The organism is Coleofasciculus sp. G2-EDA-02, from assembly GCF_040226375.1.
Lineage (GTDB): Bacteria > Cyanobacteriota > Cyanobacteriia > Cyanobacteriales > Coleofasciculaceae > Coleofasciculus.
The window spans coordinates 1-19950 of the sequence record NZ_JAVKEW010000088.1 but is presented as its reverse complement, the minus strand read 5'-3'; the positions used below and the strand labels follow the sequence as shown (position 1 = coordinate 19950).

The 19950-nt window shown below is 45.4% G+C and carries 19 protein-coding genes; 10 read left to right on the top strand and 9 right to left on the bottom strand.

Going from position 1 to position 19950, the window contains the following annotated elements; translation table 11 throughout:
• Positions 1–28: 28 nt before the first annotated feature.
• From RLO19_RS09610 to RLO19_RS09585, 6 genes are all read right to left on the bottom strand, one after another.
• On the bottom strand, positions 29–1333 hold the full coding sequence (locus tag RLO19_RS09610; protein WP_446355887.1) for a sensor histidine kinase: 1305 nt from the start codon (positions 1331–1333) through the stop codon (positions 29–31).
• A gap of 180 nt (positions 1334–1513) precedes the next feature.
• On the bottom strand, positions 1514–4639 hold the full coding sequence (locus RLO19_RS09605; protein WP_446355885.1) for a PAS domain S-box protein: 3126 nt from the start codon (positions 4637–4639) through the stop codon (positions 1514–1516).
• 364 nt (positions 4640–5003) lie between these two features.
• The gene (locus RLO19_RS09600) at positions 5004–6134 is read right to left on the bottom strand and encodes a WD40 repeat domain-containing protein (RefSeq protein WP_446355883.1); all 1131 of its coding nucleotides are present in this window, start codon (positions 6132–6134) and stop codon (positions 5004–5006) included.
• 242 nt (positions 6135–6376) lie between these two features.
• Positions 6377–6802, bottom strand: coding sequence for a heavy metal-responsive transcriptional regulator (locus RLO19_RS09595; RefSeq protein ID WP_446355881.1), 426 nt, complete (start codon positions 6800–6802; stop codon positions 6377–6379).
• 74 nt (positions 6803–6876) lie between these two features.
• The gene (locus tag RLO19_RS09590) at positions 6877–7170 is read right to left on the bottom strand and encodes a hypothetical protein (protein ID WP_446355895.1); all 294 of its coding nucleotides are present in this window, start codon (positions 7168–7170) and stop codon (positions 6877–6879) included.
• A gap of 195 nt (positions 7171–7365) precedes the next feature.
• Complete coding sequence (locus tag RLO19_RS09585) at positions 7366–7536, bottom strand: hypothetical protein (protein WP_446355879.1); 171 nt, start codon at positions 7534–7536, stop codon at positions 7366–7368.
• Between the two features lie 188 nt (positions 7537–7724).
• Between RLO19_RS09585 and ald the strand changes: the two genes are divergently transcribed.
• From ald to RLO19_RS09555, 6 genes are all read left to right on the top strand, one after another.
• The gene (ald, locus tag RLO19_RS09580; RefSeq protein ID WP_446355878.1) at positions 7725–8822 is read left to right on the top strand and encodes an alanine dehydrogenase; all 1098 of its coding nucleotides are present in this window, start codon (positions 7725–7727) and stop codon (positions 8820–8822) included.
• Positions 8823–9269: 447 nt separating this feature from the next.
• Positions 9270–9908 (top strand): restriction endonuclease subunit R, encoded by a 639-nt coding sequence (locus RLO19_RS09575; RefSeq protein ID WP_446355876.1) that lies wholly within the window; start codon positions 9270–9272, stop codon positions 9906–9908.
• Between the two features lie 273 nt (positions 9909–10181).
• On the top strand, positions 10182–11294 hold the full coding sequence (cbiD, locus tag RLO19_RS09570) for a cobalt-precorrin-5B (C(1))-methyltransferase CbiD (protein ID WP_446355874.1): 1113 nt from the start codon (positions 10182–10184) through the stop codon (positions 11292–11294).
• A 127-nt stretch (positions 11295–11421) separates the two neighbouring features.
• A complete protein-coding gene (gene guaA / locus RLO19_RS09565; RefSeq protein ID WP_446355872.1) occupies positions 11422–13050 on the top strand; it encodes a glutamine-hydrolyzing GMP synthase in 1629 nt (542 codons plus the stop codon).
• 516 nt (positions 13051–13566) lie between these two features.
• On the top strand, positions 13567–14088 hold the full coding sequence (locus tag RLO19_RS09560) for a TM2 domain-containing protein (protein WP_446355870.1): 522 nt from the start codon (positions 13567–13569) through the stop codon (positions 14086–14088).
• 30 nt (positions 14089–14118) lie between these two features.
• On the top strand, positions 14119–14520 hold the full coding sequence (locus RLO19_RS09555; RefSeq protein ID WP_446355868.1) for a ribosomal maturation YjgA family protein: 402 nt from the start codon (positions 14119–14121) through the stop codon (positions 14518–14520).
• Between the two features lie 23 nt (positions 14521–14543).
• Here RLO19_RS09555 and RLO19_RS09550 read toward each other — a convergent pair whose 3' ends face one another.
• Positions 14544–15377, bottom strand: coding sequence for a transposase (locus RLO19_RS09550; protein WP_446355867.1), 834 nt, complete (start codon positions 15375–15377; stop codon positions 14544–14546).
• Between the two features lie 264 nt (positions 15378–15641).
• Here RLO19_RS09550 and RLO19_RS09545 point away from each other — a divergent pair, with 264 nt between their 5' ends.
• Positions 15642–16265, top strand: a complete 624-nt coding sequence (locus RLO19_RS09545) for a glutathione S-transferase N-terminal domain-containing protein (RefSeq protein WP_446355866.1) — start codon at positions 15642–15644, stop codon at positions 16263–16265.
• 48 nt (positions 16266–16313) lie between these two features.
• Here RLO19_RS09545 and RLO19_RS09540 read toward each other — a convergent pair whose 3' ends face one another.
• A complete protein-coding gene (locus tag RLO19_RS09540) occupies positions 16314–16526 on the bottom strand; it encodes a hypothetical protein (protein WP_446355865.1) in 213 nt (70 codons plus the stop codon).
• Positions 16527–16704: 178 nt separating this feature from the next.
• On the opposite strand from RLO19_RS09540, the gene mgsA reads away from it, so the two are divergent.
• The 3 genes from mgsA to RLO19_RS09525 are packed head-to-tail and all read left to right on the top strand — an operon-like array spanning position 16705 to position 19132.
• The gene (mgsA, locus tag RLO19_RS09535) at positions 16705–18036 is read left to right on the top strand and encodes a methylglyoxal synthase (RefSeq protein WP_446355864.1); all 1332 of its coding nucleotides are present in this window, start codon (positions 16705–16707) and stop codon (positions 18034–18036) included.
• Complete coding sequence (locus RLO19_RS09530) at positions 18029–18379, top strand: DUF4870 domain-containing protein (protein ID WP_446355862.1); 351 nt, start codon at positions 18029–18031, stop codon at positions 18377–18379. Before mgsA ends, RLO19_RS09530 begins: the two co-directional genes overlap by 8 nt.
• Positions 18380–18382: 3 nt before the next feature.
• On the top strand, positions 18383–19132 hold the full coding sequence (locus RLO19_RS09525) for a 4'-phosphopantetheinyl transferase family protein (protein WP_446355860.1): 750 nt from the start codon (positions 18383–18385) through the stop codon (positions 19130–19132).
• On the opposite strand, the gene RLO19_RS09520 is transcribed toward RLO19_RS09525, so the two are convergent.
• A complete protein-coding gene (locus tag RLO19_RS09520) occupies positions 19129–19449 on the bottom strand; it encodes a hypothetical protein (protein ID WP_446355858.1) in 321 nt (106 codons plus the stop codon). The genes RLO19_RS09525 and RLO19_RS09520 overlap by 4 nt on opposite strands.
• Positions 19450–19950 lie beyond the last annotated feature (501 nt).

Here is a 19950-nt window from a genome sequence, read left to right as displayed (position 1 = left end):
ACCAAACCCCTACGGCGTGGTGAGGATGTCAAATGGGCAACTCAATCACAAACTCTGTTCCTTCCCCTAGTGTAGAACTAAAATTTAGGGAACCTCCATGCTTTTCGACCACAATCTGACGCGCAATAGACAAGCCTAAACCCGTTCCTTTACCCACGGGTTTGGTAGTAAAAAAGTTATCAAATATACAGTCTTTTACCTGAGTTGACATACCTATCCCATTATCGCTAATCCGAATAATCACGACTTCTTTATCTTCTTGAATATCGGTGTCAATTTTAATGTGAGGCAGATAGTCTTGATTCAATTCCTCCAACTTTTTTACCTGTAATTCATCTAAGGCATCAATAGCATTAGCGATGATATTCATAAAAACTTGATTCAGTTGCCCAGGATAACAGTCGATAGGCGGTAAATTGCCGTAATTTTTAATCACCTTAAGGGCTGAACGTTTATCATTTGCCTTAATTCGGTGTTTTAAAATCAACAGCGTACTTTCAATTCCATCATGGACGTTGAAATTTACCTTATGATGAGCATCCAAGCGAGAAAATGTTCGCAAAGAGTTGCTAAGCTGAAAGAGACGGTCAACCCCCTGCTTCATTGAAGATAGAATATTGGGCAGATCCTCAATCAGATAATCGAGTTCAATATCCTGACTTTTTTGCTCAATTTCAGTGCCGGAATGAGGAAACTTTTCTTGATACAGACGCAGCAGAGAAATCAGATCTTGAGTATAGTCCTTAGCACAACTGAGATTTCCATTAATAAACCCCACAGGATTGTTAATTTCATGGGCAACGGCGGCTACTAATTGACCCAGTGTTGCCATTTTCTCAATCTGTACAAGCTGAACTTGGGCTTGTTGTAAGTCCTGTAGGGTTTGTTTTAATTGAGCCGTTCGTGCATCGACTCGTTGCTCCAAATCCTGGGTAAGTTGGCGAATCGTCAGTTGATGATCCACACGCGCCAAAACCTCTTCAAATTGAAAGGGTTTAGTAATATAGTCAGCCCCTCCCAAGGTAAAGGCTTTGACTTTATCAAAGACTTCATCTAAGGCGCTAATAAAAATGATCGGAATATCACTAGTAACGGGGGAAGCTTTCAGGGCTGAGCAAACATCATAGCCATTCATATCGGGCATTAAAATGTCCAACAAAATCAGATCAGGTGCTACCGCTTTTGCCGCCGTTAATGCCATGGCACCGTTAACTGTACTGCGAACTTCATACCCATACCTTGTCAGTGCGGCTTCCAAAAGACGTAAGCTATCGGGTGTATCATCAACAATTAAAATAATTCCTTTTGATGTCTTTGGCTGATAACTGTTCATAAGCAAGTCTGACTGCCAAGGGGGAGCAGGGGTTGTTCCAGACGTACCATGGCACGTCTAGAACCAGTAGAGACGTGCCATGGCGCGTCTGGGAGCAGAAAATAAATTAGAGTTTATCCAAGCTGTATTGTATTGTGGTCTGTCCCATCTCTACAATGTCAGAAAAACGGGAGGTGTTGATCACGAGATAGCCTTTTGCGCTATATCCATAATGACATCACAACGAAAGTTATTAACTAAATCGGTTAATGCCTTCGTGAGTAACGTCTGTTCTGGAGGTATTTGTTCGATAAGCTGAACAATCTGTTTACTATTAAGCTGGATGGCGGCTTGGTGCAACTGAGTAATCCAATTCGTCGGCATCACCCTGAAATCCTCAGAGGTTAATACCGATGTATCGACATCGGATGAGGGTGGGGCAGAATCGTCATAACAATAACGGATACCTAAGTGTTGTGCCATTTTCTCTAAAATCGCCTCAGTGCGGAAGGGCTTGGCGACAAAATCATCACAACCTGCTGCTAAAATAGCCGTTCGTTCTTCATCAAAAGCGCTAGCGGTTAAGGCAATAATCACGGTTGTCTTTCCCTGAGGATGAGATTTAATCATTTTAGTGGTTTCATACCCATCCATCACAGGCATTCGCATATCTAACCAAATCAGATGAGGTTGCCAATGTTCCCAGCGAGCAACAGCAACTTGACCATTCTCGGCTTCTTGCACGTCTAATCCTAAGGATTCCAGAAACTTAACCAGGGGTTTGCGATTTGCCCATTGATCTTCTACCACTAAAATGCGATAGTTGGGTTGGTTAGGTGCAATACCAATCACCTGCCGACTTAAGGGTTGGTTAGGAATCTGATCTTGGGGAACGATACCGATGGGTATATCAAATTTTACCAGTGTACCTTGACCAGGAGTGCTGTTAATGGTAATTTCCCCACCCATCAATTGCACAAACCGACGACTAATGGCTAAACCTAAACCCGTTCCCGAGTGCGATTGCTGACCCGTATTGGTTTGCACAAAGGCTTGAAACAGGGTAGCAAGTTCATCAGCACGAATACCCACCCCGGTATCTTCGACTTCAAAAAACAGACAGGATTGAGCATTGATGTTCGTGGGTGGGGTCATCGTATCGGATATCGTTTGCACGCGCAAGATTACCTTACCTTGTGAAGTAAATTTAACCGCATTACCAACTAAATTAATCAAAATCTGCCGCAATTTCCCCTCATCTGCAATCCCATAGCGAGGCACATTGGCAGTTCGCTCAACCATAAGCTGTAACCCTTTAGATAGGGCTTTCAGGCGCAACATTTCCGCAATAGAATCAACCAAACTGTAGAGATCAAAGCTACTTTCTGACAGGGAAATCCTACCCGCCTCAATTTTGGACATATTCAGGACATTATTGATCAAATCCAGCAAATGTTCACCCGAACGGGTAATAATGCCCAAATAATCCTGCTGATTTTGATTGAGAGAAGCATCCCTTGCCATGAGTTGGGTAAAGCCCAGGATGGCATTGAGGGGAGTACGCAGTTCATGACTCATATTTGCCAAGAACTCGCTTTTGCCACGGTTAGCCGCTTCTGCTGCATCTAAAGCCTGTTGTAGGGCGGCTTCCGTTTGCTTGCGCTGTTGGATATCCTCAACCACGCCAATAATGTAATTGGGGGTATCCATCCAGGTTCGCACCAGGGATACAGCAAGATTCACCCATTGCCATTGAGCATCTTTACGGATAAAGCGTTTTTCTCTAGAATAAGTGGAACGTTGACCTGCCAATAATTGAGTTAAATCATTGAGTTCTGCGGCTCGGTCATCAGGATGAGTAATGTCGGGGAAACTAAGCTGTAATAATTCCGACTCCTCGTATCCTACCAAGTCACAAAATCGTTGATTGACCCGAATTAACTGTCCCGATGGTGTCCCTAGGGCAATTCCCACGGCGGCTTGTTCAAAAATTGCCCGGAAGCGTTCTTCACTTTCCCGTAATGCGGCTTCCGCCCGTTGACGTTCGGTGACATCACGTAAGCAAATCTCAAAAACGGATTCACCTTCCCATTCGGTTTCAACTACACTCATTTCCGCAAAAGTGAGTTTTCCATCGGCGCGAACAATTCCCAATTCTGTGGTTTGATGTATACCAATAGGCAGTCCAAAGTTATAGTTGAGTAATTCCTCCACATCCTGATTTAAGAGGTTGGCGGCGGCTGGGTTGGTGAAACGAACTTGACCTTGCCTATCGACAATCATAATCCCGTCGGAGGTACTGGAGATGATCGCATTGAGTCGAGCTTCACTGTGGCGCAGTCGTTGTTCGGTTAATTTACAATCGGTAATATCCCGTCCCACCCCATGGAATTCCAGTAATCGACCTTGATCGTCAAAGATAGCGCGATCGCTCCATTGTTGCCAGCGAATCTCACCACTCTCTAGAATGACACGGTGTTCGACTGTACCTACAGGGTTATCTGGAGTCAACCGGGCGATAAAGGCTTCTAGCAGGGGTTTATCTTCTGGGTGGATCAGAGGGGAAAAGCGGTATCCAATGAGTTGTTCTGGTGTTTTACTAAAATAGCGACAATAGACTTCGTTAACAAAGGTGAGTCTGCCATCAGCGCCGTAACGACAAGTTAGTTCGCTTTGATCCTCAATAATGGCACGATAGCGGGATTCACTGTGGTGTAACTGCTGCTTTTGCTGTTTTACAGTGTTCTCCAGAGTGCGTGAATAGTCTTCGAGGTGTTCGTAGGCTTGAGCATTCTTTAGTGCAGATGCAGCCTGGATGCACAGGAGTTGAACAATCGCCACGCGATCGCCCGTAAATGCGTCTCGGGTTTGATTATTTTCTAGGTAAAGAATACCAATTTTCTGGTCACCCACTGTTAACGGCGCACATAATACACTCAATTGGGGAAGTGTTGAGTGTTGAGTGTTGAGTTTTGACCCAACGTTAGGATCGAGGGTATGGTTTTGAGGGTTCAGTGCGATCGTTGACCATCGTGTAACGTCTGTCGTATCATCACAGACGACTAAAATGTCGGGATGATGCCAAATATATTCAACCAGCGTCAGGGAAATCTCTGGGCTGGATTCGATGGGAGTCAGGGGCAAAATGATTGGGTTCGTACCCCTTACCCCCCTAGCCGCTATGACTAAATGCTCCGGATGAGGCAAAATCAGGGTAACGCTTTGAGCATCTGTCATCTCAAAGGCTATCTGGATTAAGGTTGAGAGCAATGGCTGTAGTCGAATTTCTCTAGAGATGGCTTGAGACAAATCAATAACCGTTGCCATCGATAGACTATCTGAATTATCAATGAAACAAGAGACCAAGGTTCTAGGGTTGAATGTTTTAACATTAAAACGGATGAACTGCAAGCAACTTAGCCCGCTCATCAGATGGTTATTTCTGAAGAAAAATGAATTTGACTTGACTTTTTCCGTTTATTGATTTACTGTCTAACAGACCCTTGGATTCGCGATCGCGCACGTCTTAGGTGAGCATCATTCGCTCTGACTGATTAGCTTTTCCTTACCAAAGATTAATTTGGCTTTATATTAAGTGAAGCTTTTATGCTTTTGTCCTCTAGTCTATACTAGATTTCCTTTAAGTGAAAACGGGGCTTGGTTACCAATTAGGGGCTTGGTAACCAAGCCCCTACTGAGAACGTTGTGCCAACTCTTCACCACTCACGGTCGAAATTTGCCAAACCATGATTTGCCGATCAAATCCGCCAGTAGCCAGGATTGTACCATCAGGGCTAAAGGCAACGGAATGCACCCAATCTTCATGGGCTCTGAGTAATGCCAACAGTTCACCGGTTCTTAAATTCCATAACCGTACCCCGTCACGACTAGCACTGGCTAGGGTTTCACCATCGGGGTTAATCGCCACAGCCCACACTCGCCCGGTATGTCCCGAAAGAGTCTGTGCTAATTGTCCAGTTCTAAGATTCCAGACTTTAATCGTGCGATCATAGCTACCACTGACTAATGTTTGTCCATCAGGTGTAAACGCCAAGGCATTAACTGAACCGCGATGGGCGCTAATCTGATTGAGTGACGTCCCTGTGTTTAAATTCCAGAGCTTAATTGAACCATACTTATGACCACTTGCCAAAATATCTCCATCCGGGTGAATCGCCAACCCATAGGTCTGGTTATCAAAACGTGCCAAGGTATACATTCGACGTTGTTTGGTTAAATCCCACAGTCGAATTCCATCTAAAGCCCCGGTTACTAAGGTGCGACCATCTGGCGTGATTGCCAGGGACAAGACATTGCTGGTATGATCGCGAAACTGATGGATATAGTCTCCGGTTCTCCAGTTCCAGAGATTAACCGCAGAATCTGTACCTGAACTGACCAAGGTTTCTCCATCAGGTGATAAGCCAAGGACGGATACCGAAGTTCGTTGTGCTCGCAGGCTGTCGAGTTCTCGACCTGTTTCTAGCTGCCAAAATTTAATTTTGCCATCGTTATCACTACCGCCGCTAATGAGAATTGTTCCATCTAGACTAAAGAACAAAGAATCAATGGCTGTGTTATGACCTGTAAAGGTGCGGACTAGTTGCGGATTTCTCCAGGCTTCCGGTGAAAGGAGAGGTTGAGGCGGAGATAAATTATTGGGATTTGGCGAATCGATGGGTATAGGAGGCGGTGGCTGAGCCGGATTTTCCGGATTGGCTGGCACAATGGGTACAGGTAAAGGCTGACTCATTGCCATTTGGCTCACAGTCGCCCACACTATGATGATTCCGATCAAAACTGCCCTTATTTTATTGGTCATTTGTCATAATTATCGCACTCAAAACTGGGATGGGGCGGGTTTATTTCCATCTGGGTGAGGGAAGAAACGATAATCGTAAAACCCGCCCCTACACACAACCTGCGGGTTTAGTTCCATCTGGGTGAGGGAAGAAACGATAATCGTAAAACCCGCCCCTACACACAACCAGGTTTCCTTGAGTGAAACGAAGGGTCACGCGCCATTCCCTTGAACGAAGTGAAGGGTCAAAACTCATTCCTCATTCATTGAATGTTTGGACAGATAGTTTGAGCTATGCGATCGCGCGGCGGCTGCTCAAGCCATCCTGAGAGTAAGCCTAAAAGCTCTGACTTGAGCAGTTCTAGGGCTTGAATTTGCTGGTTAATGTCCTCGACTTTATGGAGTAAGTGTTGCTTCAGTGCACCACAGGGTAACTCACCGGAGTCGTGAACGTCGAGGATTTCGTGGATTTCACTCAGGCTGAGTCCGAGGGATTGCGATCGCTTAATAAAGGCTAACCGATTCAGGGTTTGTTCGCTAAACAGGCGATAACCTGACTCGGAACGGGTTGTCGTTGGTGTCAGTAAACCCACCTGTTCGTAATAACGAATCGTTTTTACCGATAATCCACTTTGATTGGCAATTTCGCCAATTTTATACAATCGCTCCAATGTTAATTTGCTTGTCATTCGGCGCAAATCCGCCTTCCCTTATTTTTCTGTAGTTCCCTAAAAAATTACACCCGACTCGCTTTAAACCAGCATCAGCGATGGGGATGGCGCTTGCTGGTGCTGAGCATCGGTAAGGGTGGACGGGAAGGGCTTGCTGGCAGATAATGGGTTACGGGTTGTTCAGCCAGTTCTGCTTGGCGACGTTGACTTTGCCACCAGCGTAAACCAACGGCTAACATGACCATCATTAACCCGAATGTTAGCAGCGACCAACGTTCACCGACACCGCCAATGACGGCATCGACAGCGCCAACAGTGACAATAAAGCTAGAAATTGGTTCTTTGCGGTAGGCTAACTTCCAGAATCGAGGTCCTAAAGCATTCATCACGGTTTGCTATTTATCTCTATTCCACTTCAGTCAAGTACTTAATCTACTTCTAGGTTATCCGATCAACCGCTACATTAGCCGATAACCTATTATTCTTTACCATTTATACTCACTTGTTGCAATCAATATAGCCACTTAATCCATGTTTTCGGCAGTAAGATGCTCCTACTGCCAAATGTTGATCTCCGAGTGTTATTGCAAACCTAGCCAAGTTAGCAGTCCTTGACCTGTAGCATATTCAATGCCCAGTGTCAAGACAAAGCCAATCATGGCGGCTCGACCATTCAAGCGCTCAGCATATTCATTGAAGCCAAATTTGGGTTCGGCGAGTTGGGGAGTGGTTGTGGGTTGGGGTTGTTTCATAGTTGCCAAGGATGGTGTAATGATTTAGTTATATTTCTTTACTAAGTTTAACATTTAAACAAGCAAGGGCAGAATGTATATCGGTAGGTTATACCAATTTCAACAACGATGTTGTGCGATCGCGTAAGGAGTATATGCTTAGTCCTTATGGCACAACGTCTGAAAACTGCACTATATAAAGGAAAACGATGGAAATCGGTGTACCAAAAGAGACAAAAGACCAAGAATTTCGAGTCGGCTTGAGTCCTAGTAGCGTTCGCGTCTTACAGGAAGCCGGTCATCAGGTTTGGGTAGAAACCCAAGCAGGGGAGGGTGCTGGCTTTACCGATGAAGACTATCAGCACAATGGCGCTAAGATTGTCGCTACAGCAGCACAGGCGTGGAATCGGGAACTGGTGGTTAAGGTGAAAGAACCGCTAAAGTCGGAGTATTCATATTTACAAAAAGAACAATTACTGTTTACATACTTGCATTTGGCAGCGGATCGCCCGTTGACCGAGTGTTTAATCGATAGTGGTGTTTGTGCGATCGCCTACGAAACCGTGGAACTCCATGATCGCCGCCTCCCCTTGCTGACACCGATGAGCATTATCGCCGGTCGTCTTTCTGTCCAATTTGGCGCTCGATTTCTGGAGCGCCAACAAGGTGGGCGCGGGGTGCTTTTGGGAGGTGTCCCTGGGGTGAGACCTGGTAAGGTGGTGATTCTTGGTGGTGGCGTTGTCGGGACAGAAGCGGCAAGAATGGCGGTAGGAATGGGCGCTCACGTTCAGATTTTGGATATTAATATTGAACGTCTAGCCTACTTAGAAACCCTGTTTGGTTCCAGAGTTGAACTACTCTACAGTAATTCAGACCAGATTGAAGCCGTTGTTCCCCAAGCGGATTTACTCATTGGGGCGGTATTAGTTCCGGGGCGTCGAGCGCCGATTCTTGTCCCTCGTGGATTGGTGCAACAAATGCATCCGGGGGCTGTGATTGTTGATGTGGCGGTAGATCAGGGGGGATGTATTGAAACCGTGAAATCCACCTCACACACGAATCCAACGTATATAGAGGAAGGGGTTGTCCATTATGGCGTACCCAATATGCCCGGTGCTGTACCCTGGAGTTCAACTCAAGCCTTGAATAACAGTACGTTACCCTATGTTCTCAAGTTAGCCAATGAAGGGATAAAAGCTGTCGTGTCAGACTTAGCGTTGGCGAAGGGGGTGAATGTCCAGAATCATCAGTTAGTTCATCCGGCGGTGCGGGAAGTGTTTCCCGATTTAAGTAACACGAAACCGTAGGGAAGCACGGAGCGTGCGTCCGATTTAACGGTCAAATTTATTCCATAATTTTAGCGGTGTCAAGTCGGTGATGCGATCGCGCCTGGGGAGGGCGAATCAATGGCTGACTAGGAATGATGCGATCGCGGTTAAAAAGAAGGCGGGTTTTGTTGTTCCGGGTTGGGTCGATCTAGCCATTTAATTCCTCAACCTCGATCAAGAAAAGGGCGGGTTTTGTTGATCAATGTCAGGTCTATTGAATTATTTAATCCCTAAACCCGCCCCTACTCTGGGGAGGTTTGGAGGGGTTAATATTAGGTGAAATGTTACCAATAAATGGTATAACCAAATTCAATCTTTGCTCGGTATCTGAAGACACAAACAAACCTTGTAGAGACGTTGCATGCAACGTCTCTACAATTTCATCAATCACCTATAATTGAGTCAGAACTTAAGTTATAGCAGCCGATGACAACTCTTTACGCTAAAGATTTATCTCTAAAAGACGTTCATCGAGTTCTGGGATTTCAACGAGGATATAATAGCTCATTTACTCCCCTATTATCCCTGGAATCCCTAACCGATTTTGAACAGCAGGAACTGGAACAAATTCGCGAGGATTTCGATAACTATTTGATAGACGGAGAAGTCTCAGAAGGACAAGTTAAACTTCTGGCGATCGCTCCCTTACTGCGGTTGGCTGGTTTCTACCGTTCTCCTCTCAAGATTTCCCTGGAAGAGAATATTTCCCGGATTACTATTGACGATGAGGATACCAGTATTACCGGACGCTTGGATATTCTAGCGGTGAATAAACAGCGACAGATTACCGCTAATACATCATCGTTTTGGGTGTTAGTGATCGAAAGTAAAAATAGTCAAGTTAATGCCTTAGCTGGTTTAGCTCAATTACTCACGTATACCTATAATAATTTGGAGCATCAAGAATCGATTTGGGGATTAGCCACAAACGGAATGCATTATCAGTTTGTGTATATTCAGTCGGAAAATCCCCCAACTTATCAGCTTTTGCCATTCTTAAACTTAATGGAAGCTGAGTCTTCTATGCAAGTGTTGCGCGTACTAAAAGCCATCCGCCAACTTTAGAAACTAGCATTGACTTTTTGCTATATGTATGAACAAGATAGTCACACGACCAATGAGAAATAGGGCGGGTTTTGTTGTTCATTAGTGGGTCTATCTATCGCTTGAATCCCCGGCTTCCCCGGCTTCCCCTGCTAAGAGACGTAGCATGCTACGTCTCTACATTGCTTCCCCGGCTTCCTACCCCCACCACAATACTTATTCAGCAAGCCCTATCTATCGACTGAATCCCTAAACCAGCCCCGACAAATGACCGATTATAATTGATGATTTACAATGTCAATGAGATCTGGATATACTCTACCCGTGTTTGCTTGTGCTTCGGCGATTGCTGCTTTGCAGTGGTTGCGCCAAGCTAAACCCCTCGATACTGTATCTGTAGACTTAATTGAACCCCAAGAAACGGCAGAAATTACCATTGAGCAAGTCGCCGGAATTCGCCAAGGAATAGCACTAGCGATTACCCGCAGTGATCCGGGCGATAACCTGGACTTAACCCGAAATACTCCAATTTGGGCAGTTGTGGAATGGGGAAAATCTGAGCAAACAGAACAGGTACAGATAATCGGCGGTGAAGGAATTGGGCGACAATTAAATGCAGCCGGAAAAGCGGCAATTTATGCCTACGCTGAGAAATTATTACAAACAAATCTCAGTCGCTTACTGGCACCAGATGAAAAAATTCAGGTGACAATTATTTTACCCGAAGGACGTAAACTGGCACAACGGACATCGAATGCAGCGTTTGGTGTGCTAGAAGGATTATCACTTTTGGGAACGACAGGGATTTCTCAACCCTTAAGCGCTCCTGATCAACTGCAAGCTTATCGCGAACAACTGCAAATCAAAGCCCTATGTTTCGACTGTTTAGTCTTCTGTGTGGGAGAAAATGGTTTAAATTTGGCGCGACAAATGGGGATAAATTCAGAGCAATTAGTCAAAACAGCCAATTGGCTAGGATCGTTATTAGTGGCGGCGGGATTGCAAGAAATCCCAGAGATTTTATTATTTGGTTATCATGGTAAGCTGATAAAGTTAGCGGGTGGCATTTTTCATACCCATCATCACTTAGCCGATGGACGCCTAGAAATTCTTACCGCTCATTGCGCTAAAGTGGGATTACCCACACCGATTTTACAGGCAGTCTTTACCAGTCCCACCACGGAAGCGGCGTTGAGCTATCTACGGCAATTGGACGCTAAAGAGGGGAGTGATTGGGTGAATCAGATTTATCGTGCGATCGCGTCTACGATAGATAAACGCTGCCAAGACTATATTTATAAGCATAGCGAGCAAGAGGTACGAGTCGGTTCCCTCTTATTTGATCGCAACCGCCAAATTATCGTCACTAGCTCAACGGGAGCCGCGTTAGTTTCTCAATTATGTTAACCTAGTAAGAATATCTATAAAGCTTGGCTCCATCAGTTGAAACCAATAGATTCTCGCTGATCAGTAGCAGACTTGCTCGGCGATATATACCCTTATCTTACTCAAATTGCGCTCACGGGACAAAGCAGTGACTATACCAACAGGAAACGCATCTCAGCCAGTAGAGACATTACCTACAACCACTCTACAAAACCAATTACATCGCCAGATGATTGTGATTCTGGACTTTGGCTCTCAATATTCGGAACTCATCGCTCGTCGTATCCGTGAAACCCAGGTATATTCAGAAGTTATCTCCTATCGCACCAGCGCTGAACAACTCCGACAACTGAGTCCCAAAGGAATTATCTTATCTGGAGGTCCGAATTCTGTTTACGATGACGCGGCGCCCCAGTGTGACCCTGAAATTTGGCGTCTGGGGATTCCCGTACTGGGGGTTTGCTATGGGATGCAGCTAATGGTACAGCAACTGGGTGGGAAAGTGATACGCTCTCAACGGGGAGAGTATGGCAAAGCTTCGCTGCGTATTAATGATCCCACCGACTTATTGACGAACGTAGAAGAAAGCTCAATTGTATGGATGAGCCATGGGGATTCCTGTAAGGAATTGCCAGACGGCTTTGAAGTTCTTGCCCATACAGATAATACCCCTTGCGCCGCGATCGCACATCATCAGCAGAAGCTCTATGGAGTTCAGTTTCACCCAGAAGTGGTGCATTCGGTTGGCGGTATCGCGTTAATTCGCAATTTCGTTTACCACATTTGCGACTGCGAACCGACTTGGACAACGGAAGCCTTTGTCGAGGAAGCCATTCGTGAAATTCGCGCTAAGGTGGGGGAAAAACGGGTACTGCTCGCTCTTTCCGGTGGTGTGGATTCCTCAACCCTAGCCTTCTTATTGCACAAGGCGATTGGCGACCAATTGACCTGTATGTTTATTGATCAAGGCTTCATGCGAAAACTGGAGCCAGAACGGTTGCTGAAGCTGTTTCAGGGCGAATTCCACATTCCTGTAGAATATGTTAACGCCCGCGATCGCTTCCTGGCTCGACTCGAAGGGATTACTGACCCTGAAGAAAAGCGTCGCCGGATTGGTCATGAGTTTATTCGCGTCTTTGAAGAACAATCCAAAATCCTCGGTCCGTTTGACTATTTAGCTCAGGGAACCCTTTACCCCGATGTGATTGAATCAGCGGATACCAACGTTGACCCCAAAACTGGGGAACGGGTGGCGGTGAAAATTAAGAGTCATCATAATGTCGGTGGTTTACCCAAAGACTTGCGCTTTAAGCTGGTTGAACCCTTGCGGAAACTCTTCAAAGATGAAGTCCGCAAAGTTGGTCGTTCGATTGGTTTACCCGAAGAAATTGTCCGGCGTCATCCCTTCCCAGGACCTGGATTAGCGATTCGGATTATTGGCGAAGTCACCGCAGAACGGCTGAATATCCTGCGCGATGCGGATTTGATTGTCCGCCAGGAAATTAACCGAAACGGACTTTATCATGAGCTTTGGCAAGCGTTTGCTGTTTTACTCCCCATTCGCAGCGTTGGGGTGATGGGGGATCAGCGCACCTATGCCTATCCCATCGTACTGCGTTTGGTCAGTAGTGAGGACGGGATGACGGCGGATTGGTCGCGAGTTCCTTATGATTTACTCGAACTCATTTCTAATCGGATTGTGAATGAAGTCAAGGGCGTGAATCGGGTAGTTTACGATATTACCTCTAAGCCACCGGGAACTATTGAGTGGGAATAGTAATTTAGGAATGGAGAGGTGCAGGGGGGGCAAAAGTGCGGCTTACTTTTGGTCGGAATCTGGATAAACCTCTCTCCATCCCCCCTTGCCCCCATCCCCCCTTGCCCCCATCCCCTCTTGCCCCTATCCCCCCTTGCCCCTATCCCCCCTTGCCCCTATCCCCCCTTGCCCCCCTTTGAAAGGGGGGTATAAAGGGGGGTATAAAGGGGGGTATAAAGGGGGGTATAAAGGGGGGTATAAAGGGGGGTTAGAGAGAGAACGCTTTGAATTCACCCTCTCCTTTGACTTGTGCTATAACCTTGGGGTGACAACGATAATAGTGAAACCCGCCCTTATTTTCCTCAACACTCAAAACGTTTCGCTGAAAGTTTGGCAATAATAAAAGAAAGCGTGGAAAGAACCACAGGACAAATTACGGCAGCTTTTAAGTTAATCACGCTGGAGTTTAAGCCGATGCAGCCTGTGACCTAGAGAGAGCGCTTTGGTAATAACACCCAACCCAGAGGAGGATTGGCAATGGATATAAATCGACGTGAAGGGAGTTATTTGTTGTGGTTCGGGTTTCTGTTTGGATTTGCCGGATTGCACCGTTTCTACAATGGTAAGATTGGCACAGGGTTATTGTGGTTTGTTACTGGGGGATTATTTGGGGTCGGTCAATTCGTTGACCTGTTTCTAATTCCCGGAATGGTAGAGGAACATTATCTCAAGCATGGGAAGCGCGATCGCATCTCTGGGGAAGCGGCGGTTTCTGGGTCACCTACATTAGTTCAGCCCTATCATGGCTCTAATACTTTAACCTATGACTCGTTAATTGCACAATTAGTCAAAGCGGCTGAACTTAGAGGCGGTAAATTGTCCGTGACTCAGGGGGTTGCGGAAACGGGAAGAGGTTTTGCGGAGGTAGAAGCTACGTTGAACGATTTAGTCAAATCCGGTTATGTGAATATTGACAATGACCCCAATACCGGCATTGTAGTTTATGGGTTTCCAGAACTAGAATTGAGTGCTAATCCTGAGTCAACGCGATGGCTGTAGCTGACTTCACCAACTGAATATCATCACATTTTGAAATATCGCATTCTCCTGCTGATCAGCATTATCCTAATTGCTCCCTTGGGGTATGCGGTAAGGTTTTACGCACCTGCACCGGAATGGCTAAATGACCGACTGGGTAGCTTTGCCTATGAGATTTTTTGGATTCTCCTGGTTGGACTTTTCTTCCCCCAAGCTTCACCCCGATGGACGGCGGTAGGAGTATTTATTGTCACTTGTATTCTGGAGTTTCTGCAACTGTGGCAACCTCCATTTTTGCAGGCAATACGAGCAACGTTTCTGGGTCGCGTTGTATTGGGGAATACCTTTACCTGGTCAGATTTCCCCTCTTATTTCATAGGCAGTTTTCTGGGTTGGGTGTGGATGCGATCGTGTTGGGTCTACTCGCGCAGGTCAAAGGGAAAAATTAATTAATACTAAAAGATATTATTTCCATATTATTGGATACCTCTGTTTTCTATATCTTCTGTCCATCGTTGTGGATTTTCGGTTATATAGTTTCGGATGTGATTCAATGATCGTTGGTCACGGATAATGTGTTCGTAGTAATTGGTTTGCCAGATAATTGCCCCAGAAGTACCATTAATGCGATTTATTTTTCGGGTTGAGACTGATTTGAAATTTTGAATGATTGCCCCTAAAGAACCGGATTTCGTCCCCTTGGGTTGTGCAGTTGATTCATTCAGGTGAGGTGAGACATTCTTGGACAAGGTTTGATGTGCATCCGATACATCCGGATAGGGCAAATATTTATCCGATACATCCGGACAGGGCAAATATTTATCCGATACATCCGGACAGGGTGAAGCATTCTTGGACAAGGTTTGATGTGCATCCGATACATCTAGGCACGAATGCTTCACCCCTACATTTCCTACATTTCCTACATTTCCTACATTTCCTACATTTCCTACATTTCCTACATTTCCTACATTTCCTACATTTCCTACATTTCCTACATTTCCTACATTAACATTATTCTTGTCTGTGATAATAATTATTCCGTGTATATGATTTGGCATAACGATAAAGGCATCTAATTCTACGAATGGAAAATGCTTTGATAAATTGTTCCAACATGATTGGACAAATTGACCCGTGGGATTGAGATGCATGAAACTATCTATAATCTCGCCAAATAGATATTCCCGTTGGTAGGTACAGATTGTGACAAAATAAAAACCAGGTTGCGTATAATCGTATCTCTGTAGACGAATTGACCGACGGTGATGCTTGTCCGGATTAAATTTCATACTTGTGGGGTATGTCATTAACAATTATTATGATATTACGCTAGATATCGTAGATACCGTAGATACCGTAGATACCGTACATATGGTACATATGGTACATATTGTAGGGGCGAAGCATTCGTGCATAGATTGATCGGGAGCAACCAAAAATTTGGTACAAGAATGCTTCGCCCTTAACCCAAAGAAGCATTCGTGCATAGATTGATCGGGAGCAACCAAAAATTTGGTACAAGAATGCTTCGCCCTTAACCCAAACATTTATTCGTTTTGAATTTGTTAACCATGACACAACCCATCGATTTCTACTATTGGCCCACCCCCAACGGCTGGAAAGTCAGCATTATGCTGGAGGAAACTGAAACCCCATATAACTTAATCCCTATTGACATTACCGCCGGGGATCAGTTTAAGCCAGAATTTCTCACCATAAGTCCCAATAATAAAATGCCTGCGATCGCAGACCCCCAAGGATTCGATAATCAACCCCTATCCCTATTCGAGTCTGGCGCAATTCTACTGTATCTGGCTGATAAAACCGGACAGTTCATCCCCACTCATCCGCGCGATCGCTATTCGGTGATTCAGTGGCTAATGTTCCAAATGGGTGGCGTGGGACTCATGCTGGGACAAGCACACCACTTTCGTCAGTATGCACCAGAAAAAATCCCTTATGCCATTGATCGCTACACCAATGAAGCAACTCGTTTGTATCGGGTTCTCGATAAACAACTATCCCAAGGCGAGTACATTGCTGGTGATTACTCCATCGCAGATATGGCAATTTTTCCCTGGATTGTTCCCCATGAAAAACAGGGACAAAACTTAACCGATTATCCCAATCTTCAGCGATGGTTTGATACGATAAACCAGCGACCTGCGGTACAGCGAGGATTAGCACTTTTGTAATTAATAATTAAAAATTATCGCCATGTGAGACGTTACTGTCTTACCATTTCAACCGACATACGGTTTCACAATAAATGATGCATCCTCTTGATGAGAATGTCTCAGTTCTTGAGCTTTATTTACGGCTGTTTTCATATCATCATAAGGACCTGCCCAGAGGTAAGATCTCACTAATTGATCATCACCAGCGAGTGACCCATAAACCGTATAATAAACCCCATAACGGGTGTTGGAATCAGTATCAATTACTTTTCTGAGCATAATAGTTCCTCGATTAGACTTTCAAACCAAATCGAATCGTATTCTTCCAAGCTGCCGCTTACTTCGTTGAAGCGGCAGTCATTGAAACTGTATCTGAGCGAACATCGGCAAAGATAGACGACTGCTCCCAACCGCCCCCATTCCCTCTAAACTAAGATGAGACTATTCCCATCCCATCATGCCCCCAACCATTGCCTTAATTGCCCACGATCGCAAAAAAAACGATATTGCTAGCTTTGCCAAACAATATACATCGGTTCTCTCCCGTTACCGCTTAATCGCCACTGGAACCACCGGACAACGCATTCAAGAACAGAGTAAGTTAGAGATAGATTGCCTATTATCGGGTTCTGTGGGCGGAGATGCCCAAATTGCGGCTGAAGTGGCTCAAGGTCAGGTGATTGCGGTGATTTTCCTCATCGATCCCCTTTACGCTCAACCTCATGAACCTGACATTCAGGCATTATTACGCATCTGTAATGTTCACAACGTCCCTCTCGCTACTAATCTTGCCACGGCTGAAGCAATTATCGCCAATTTTGCCAAAAATCGCTTTGCTTACCTGATTTTTAACCCAGTTTCGGGTCAAGGGAACGCGGAGAAGGATTTGGCGCTTATTCAGCAGCTCTTAAAACCCCAACTTCATCTAGATATCCACTTGACGACTCCCGATCGCTCGACTGTAGAGTTAACTCAAGATGCGATCGCCTCAGGTGCTGATCTGATTATCGCCTCGGGTGGAGATGGCACTGTCTCGGCTGTTGCGGGTGCTTTGATTGACACCGGGATTCCCTTGGGGATCATCGCCCGGGGAACTGCTAATGCTTTTGCTGTAGCTTTAGGAATTCCCACAAATCTGCGAGCCGCCTGTGAGCTGATTTTATCGGGCATGACGCGGGTTATCGATGCCGCACGTTGCAATCAGCATCCGATGATTTTGCTGGCTGGGATTGGCTTTGAAGCTGAAACCGTGGAACGAGCAGATCGAGAAGCAAAAAAACGCTTGGGAGTCTTAGCTTATATTTTGGCAGGGATGCAACAACTCAACGAACACAACGTTTTTGAGACGGAATTGGAGATTGCTGGGATTACCAGTCAGTGTCAAGCCGGAGCAATTACCATCGCCAATGCTGCACCGCCAACGTCTCTGTTGGCACAGGGGATGGGGGAAGTGATTGCTAATGATGGGTTGTTGGAGGTGACGATTAGTACCCAAAATACCAAAATCGAAGCCGTGGATGCGATCGTTGATTTACTCGGTGCCGCGCTGATGCGGAGATCTGCCCGTCGGGAGGATACAATTTGTGTAAGGACTGAGCAAATTAAAGTAACCACCAACCCTCCTCAAAAAGTGGTCGTCGATGGGGAAATTATCGGCACAACTCCGGTCAACATTGAATGTATTCCCCAGGGATTAACTGTAATTGCTCCCTTGGAAGAGTCAAAACCTGCCAATGAAAAACCACCCGTTAGTGAACCCGATTTAATTTCAGGAGTAAGTGATGAGTAATATGCATGACTATGACTTTGAGCAACGCAAGCTTTTATCAGCGCTATGCCATGGATCGATATTTTTGAGTTCCGCTCTTATCTCTGTCGCGATCCCGATTGTGATTTTGTTTGTGACGAATGATCCCATTGTTAAGGCAAATGCTAAAGAAGCGCTAAATTTTCACATTAACCTTTATATCTATGCCTGCATTTCTATCGTGCTAATCGTTGTCTTGATTGGTTTCTTGTTACTGGCTCTTTTAGGCTTAGTCAGTCTGATCATGCCGATTCTTGCTTTAATCAAGGTTCTGGATAATCCCAACCAACCCTACCGCTATCCTTTTATCTTTAGATTAGTTTAAGTGATGACGACTGGGAAACGTCTGTGGCATTCTCCACCCTCTACCTTAGTCCTGTCAGCCCAACAGATCCATGTTTGGCAAGCTGATCTGAATCAACCGATCGCACAGATAGAGAGATTTGCACAACTCCTTTCCCCGGATGAACAACAGCGGGCTTCTCGATTTTACTTTGAGCGCGATCGCAACCATTTTATTGCAGGTCGTGGGATTTTGCGGACAATCCTAAGTCGCTATTTAAATCAACCGCCCAATCAAATCCAGTTTGACTATAGTTCCCGTGGTAAACCCGCCTTAGCGACTATCAACCCAGATAATACTCTTGGTTTTAATCTGTCTCATTCTCATGGATTAGCCTTGTATGCCCTATCACCAACTCTGAAACTGGGGATAGATCTAGAATATATGCGTCCGATGCCCGATGCCCAGAAACTGGCACAACGTTTCTTTACGCCGAGGGAATATGCCGCAATTGAGACTCTGAGTGGAGATCAGCAGCAAATCGCTTTTTTCAATGGCTGGACACGCAAGGAAGCTTATTTAAAGGCGACAGGTGATGGGTTAGCTGGGTTGTCAGAGATTGAAGTGTCTCTCATCCCTGGAGAATCGGCTAAGCTGCTGAGTATCGCTGGAGACTCCAACGCGGCTGCTCATTGGTCTGTCTATCCCCTTACCCCAGCACCTGATTATGTGGCGGCTGTAGCAATTCCAGGACAGGATTGGCAGATAGACTGTATTGAGTTTGACATTAACTAGACTAATTCGACGCGATCGCAGATAGTTTGGCAAAAGAGTGAGTTTTGCTCAACTTGCGGGGGGTGAGGTGGAGCCACGAGAATTACGGAATGATACTGAGAGATGATCACCTCTGGATCGAAAATAAATTCACTATAGTCAGCCAAATCATCCAATCCCAACACATTTAAGACGATCTCAGATAAAATCCAAGTTGTCACTTTGAAACATGCCTTTTGCCACTGCTTATGCCTACTCATAGACTCTAGGCTCCTGCGATAGGTGGTTGAGGTTTTGCCTTCTGTCTCGAATAGTGGTGTTTCGAGCGATACAATCACTGCGAGTGGCTCAATCCCTACTGGTAAATTCCGTGTGATTACCTTGATTTCAGCAAGTTTTACAAAAACTTGTTCAGAACTTATGCATTCGTTTATCTGTAGAGACTGAATGATTGTACCTGAAGGCTAAAAATCTTGACTACACCCCATTTCATGCGTTAGTTCCTTGCTTGTGCCAAGACATAAATACTCACAACTTGGCTTTCATCCAATACCCTAACTAAAGTTATGTAAAGGGTGACACCTGCAACGCAGTGCTGTATGTAAAGTTTTCATGAAAATTAGGGTAGGCAGATAAAAATCAACCACACTACCCAAACCAGAGGCGCTTTTGTTGCGTCTATCCACTCCTCTCAAGACTGATTACCGTTCAAGCGATGGGTGAAGGCTCCCACGCTCTTTAGCTGGGAGATGAAACCGAGCGAACCGTCTAGGTAGCGAATAAATTCGCCAGTCAAATAATTCGGATAACGTTCTACTATTGTGGTAATGTAAATACAA

Excerpts from the sequence above, each read along its gene's own strand:
- RLO19_RS09610 (WP_446355887.1), bottom strand. The coding sequence starts at position 1,333 with ATGAACAGTTATCAGCCAAAGACATCAAAAGGAATTATTTTAATTGTT.
- RLO19_RS09605 (WP_446355885.1), bottom strand. The coding sequence starts at position 4,639 with ATGGCAACGGTTATTGATTTGTCTCAAGCCATCTCTAGAGAAATTCGA.
- RLO19_RS09600 (WP_446355883.1), bottom strand. The coding sequence starts at position 6,134 with ATGACCAATAAAATAAGGGCAGTTTTGATCGGAATCATCATAGTGTGG.
- RLO19_RS09595 (WP_446355881.1), bottom strand. The coding sequence starts at position 6,802 with ATGACAAGCAAATTAACATTGGAGCGATTGTATAAAATTGGCGAAATT.
- RLO19_RS09590 (WP_446355895.1), bottom strand. The coding sequence starts at position 7,170 with ATGAATGCTTTAGGACCTCGATTCTGGAAGTTAGCCTACCGCAAAGAA.
- RLO19_RS09585 (WP_446355879.1), bottom strand. The coding sequence starts at position 7,536 with ATGAAACAACCCCAACCCACAACCACTCCCCAACTCGCCGAACCCAAA.
- ald (WP_446355878.1), top strand. The coding sequence starts at position 7,725 with ATGGAAATCGGTGTACCAAAAGAGACAAAAGACCAAGAATTTCGAGTC.
- RLO19_RS09575 (WP_446355876.1), top strand. The coding sequence starts at position 9,270 with ATGACAACTCTTTACGCTAAAGATTTATCTCTAAAAGACGTTCATCGA.
- cbiD (WP_446355874.1), top strand. The coding sequence starts at position 10,182 with ATGTCAATGAGATCTGGATATACTCTACCCGTGTTTGCTTGTGCTTCG.
- RLO19_RS09560 (WP_446355870.1), top strand. The coding sequence starts at position 13,567 with ATGGATATAAATCGACGTGAAGGGAGTTATTTGTTGTGGTTCGGGTTT.
- RLO19_RS09550 (WP_446355867.1), bottom strand. The coding sequence starts at position 15,377 with ATGACATACCCCACAAGTATGAAATTTAATCCGGACAAGCATCACCGT.
- RLO19_RS09545 (WP_446355866.1), top strand. The coding sequence starts at position 15,642 with ATGACACAACCCATCGATTTCTACTATTGGCCCACCCCCAACGGCTGG.
- RLO19_RS09540 (WP_446355865.1), bottom strand. The coding sequence starts at position 16,526 with ATGCTCAGAAAAGTAATTGATACTGATTCCAACACCCGTTATGGGGTT.
- mgsA (WP_446355864.1), top strand. The coding sequence starts at position 16,705 with ATGCCCCCAACCATTGCCTTAATTGCCCACGATCGCAAAAAAAACGAT.
- RLO19_RS09530 (WP_446355862.1), top strand. The coding sequence starts at position 18,029 with ATGAGTAATATGCATGACTATGACTTTGAGCAACGCAAGCTTTTATCA.
- RLO19_RS09525 (WP_446355860.1), top strand. The coding sequence starts at position 18,383 with ATGACGACTGGGAAACGTCTGTGGCATTCTCCACCCTCTACCTTAGTC.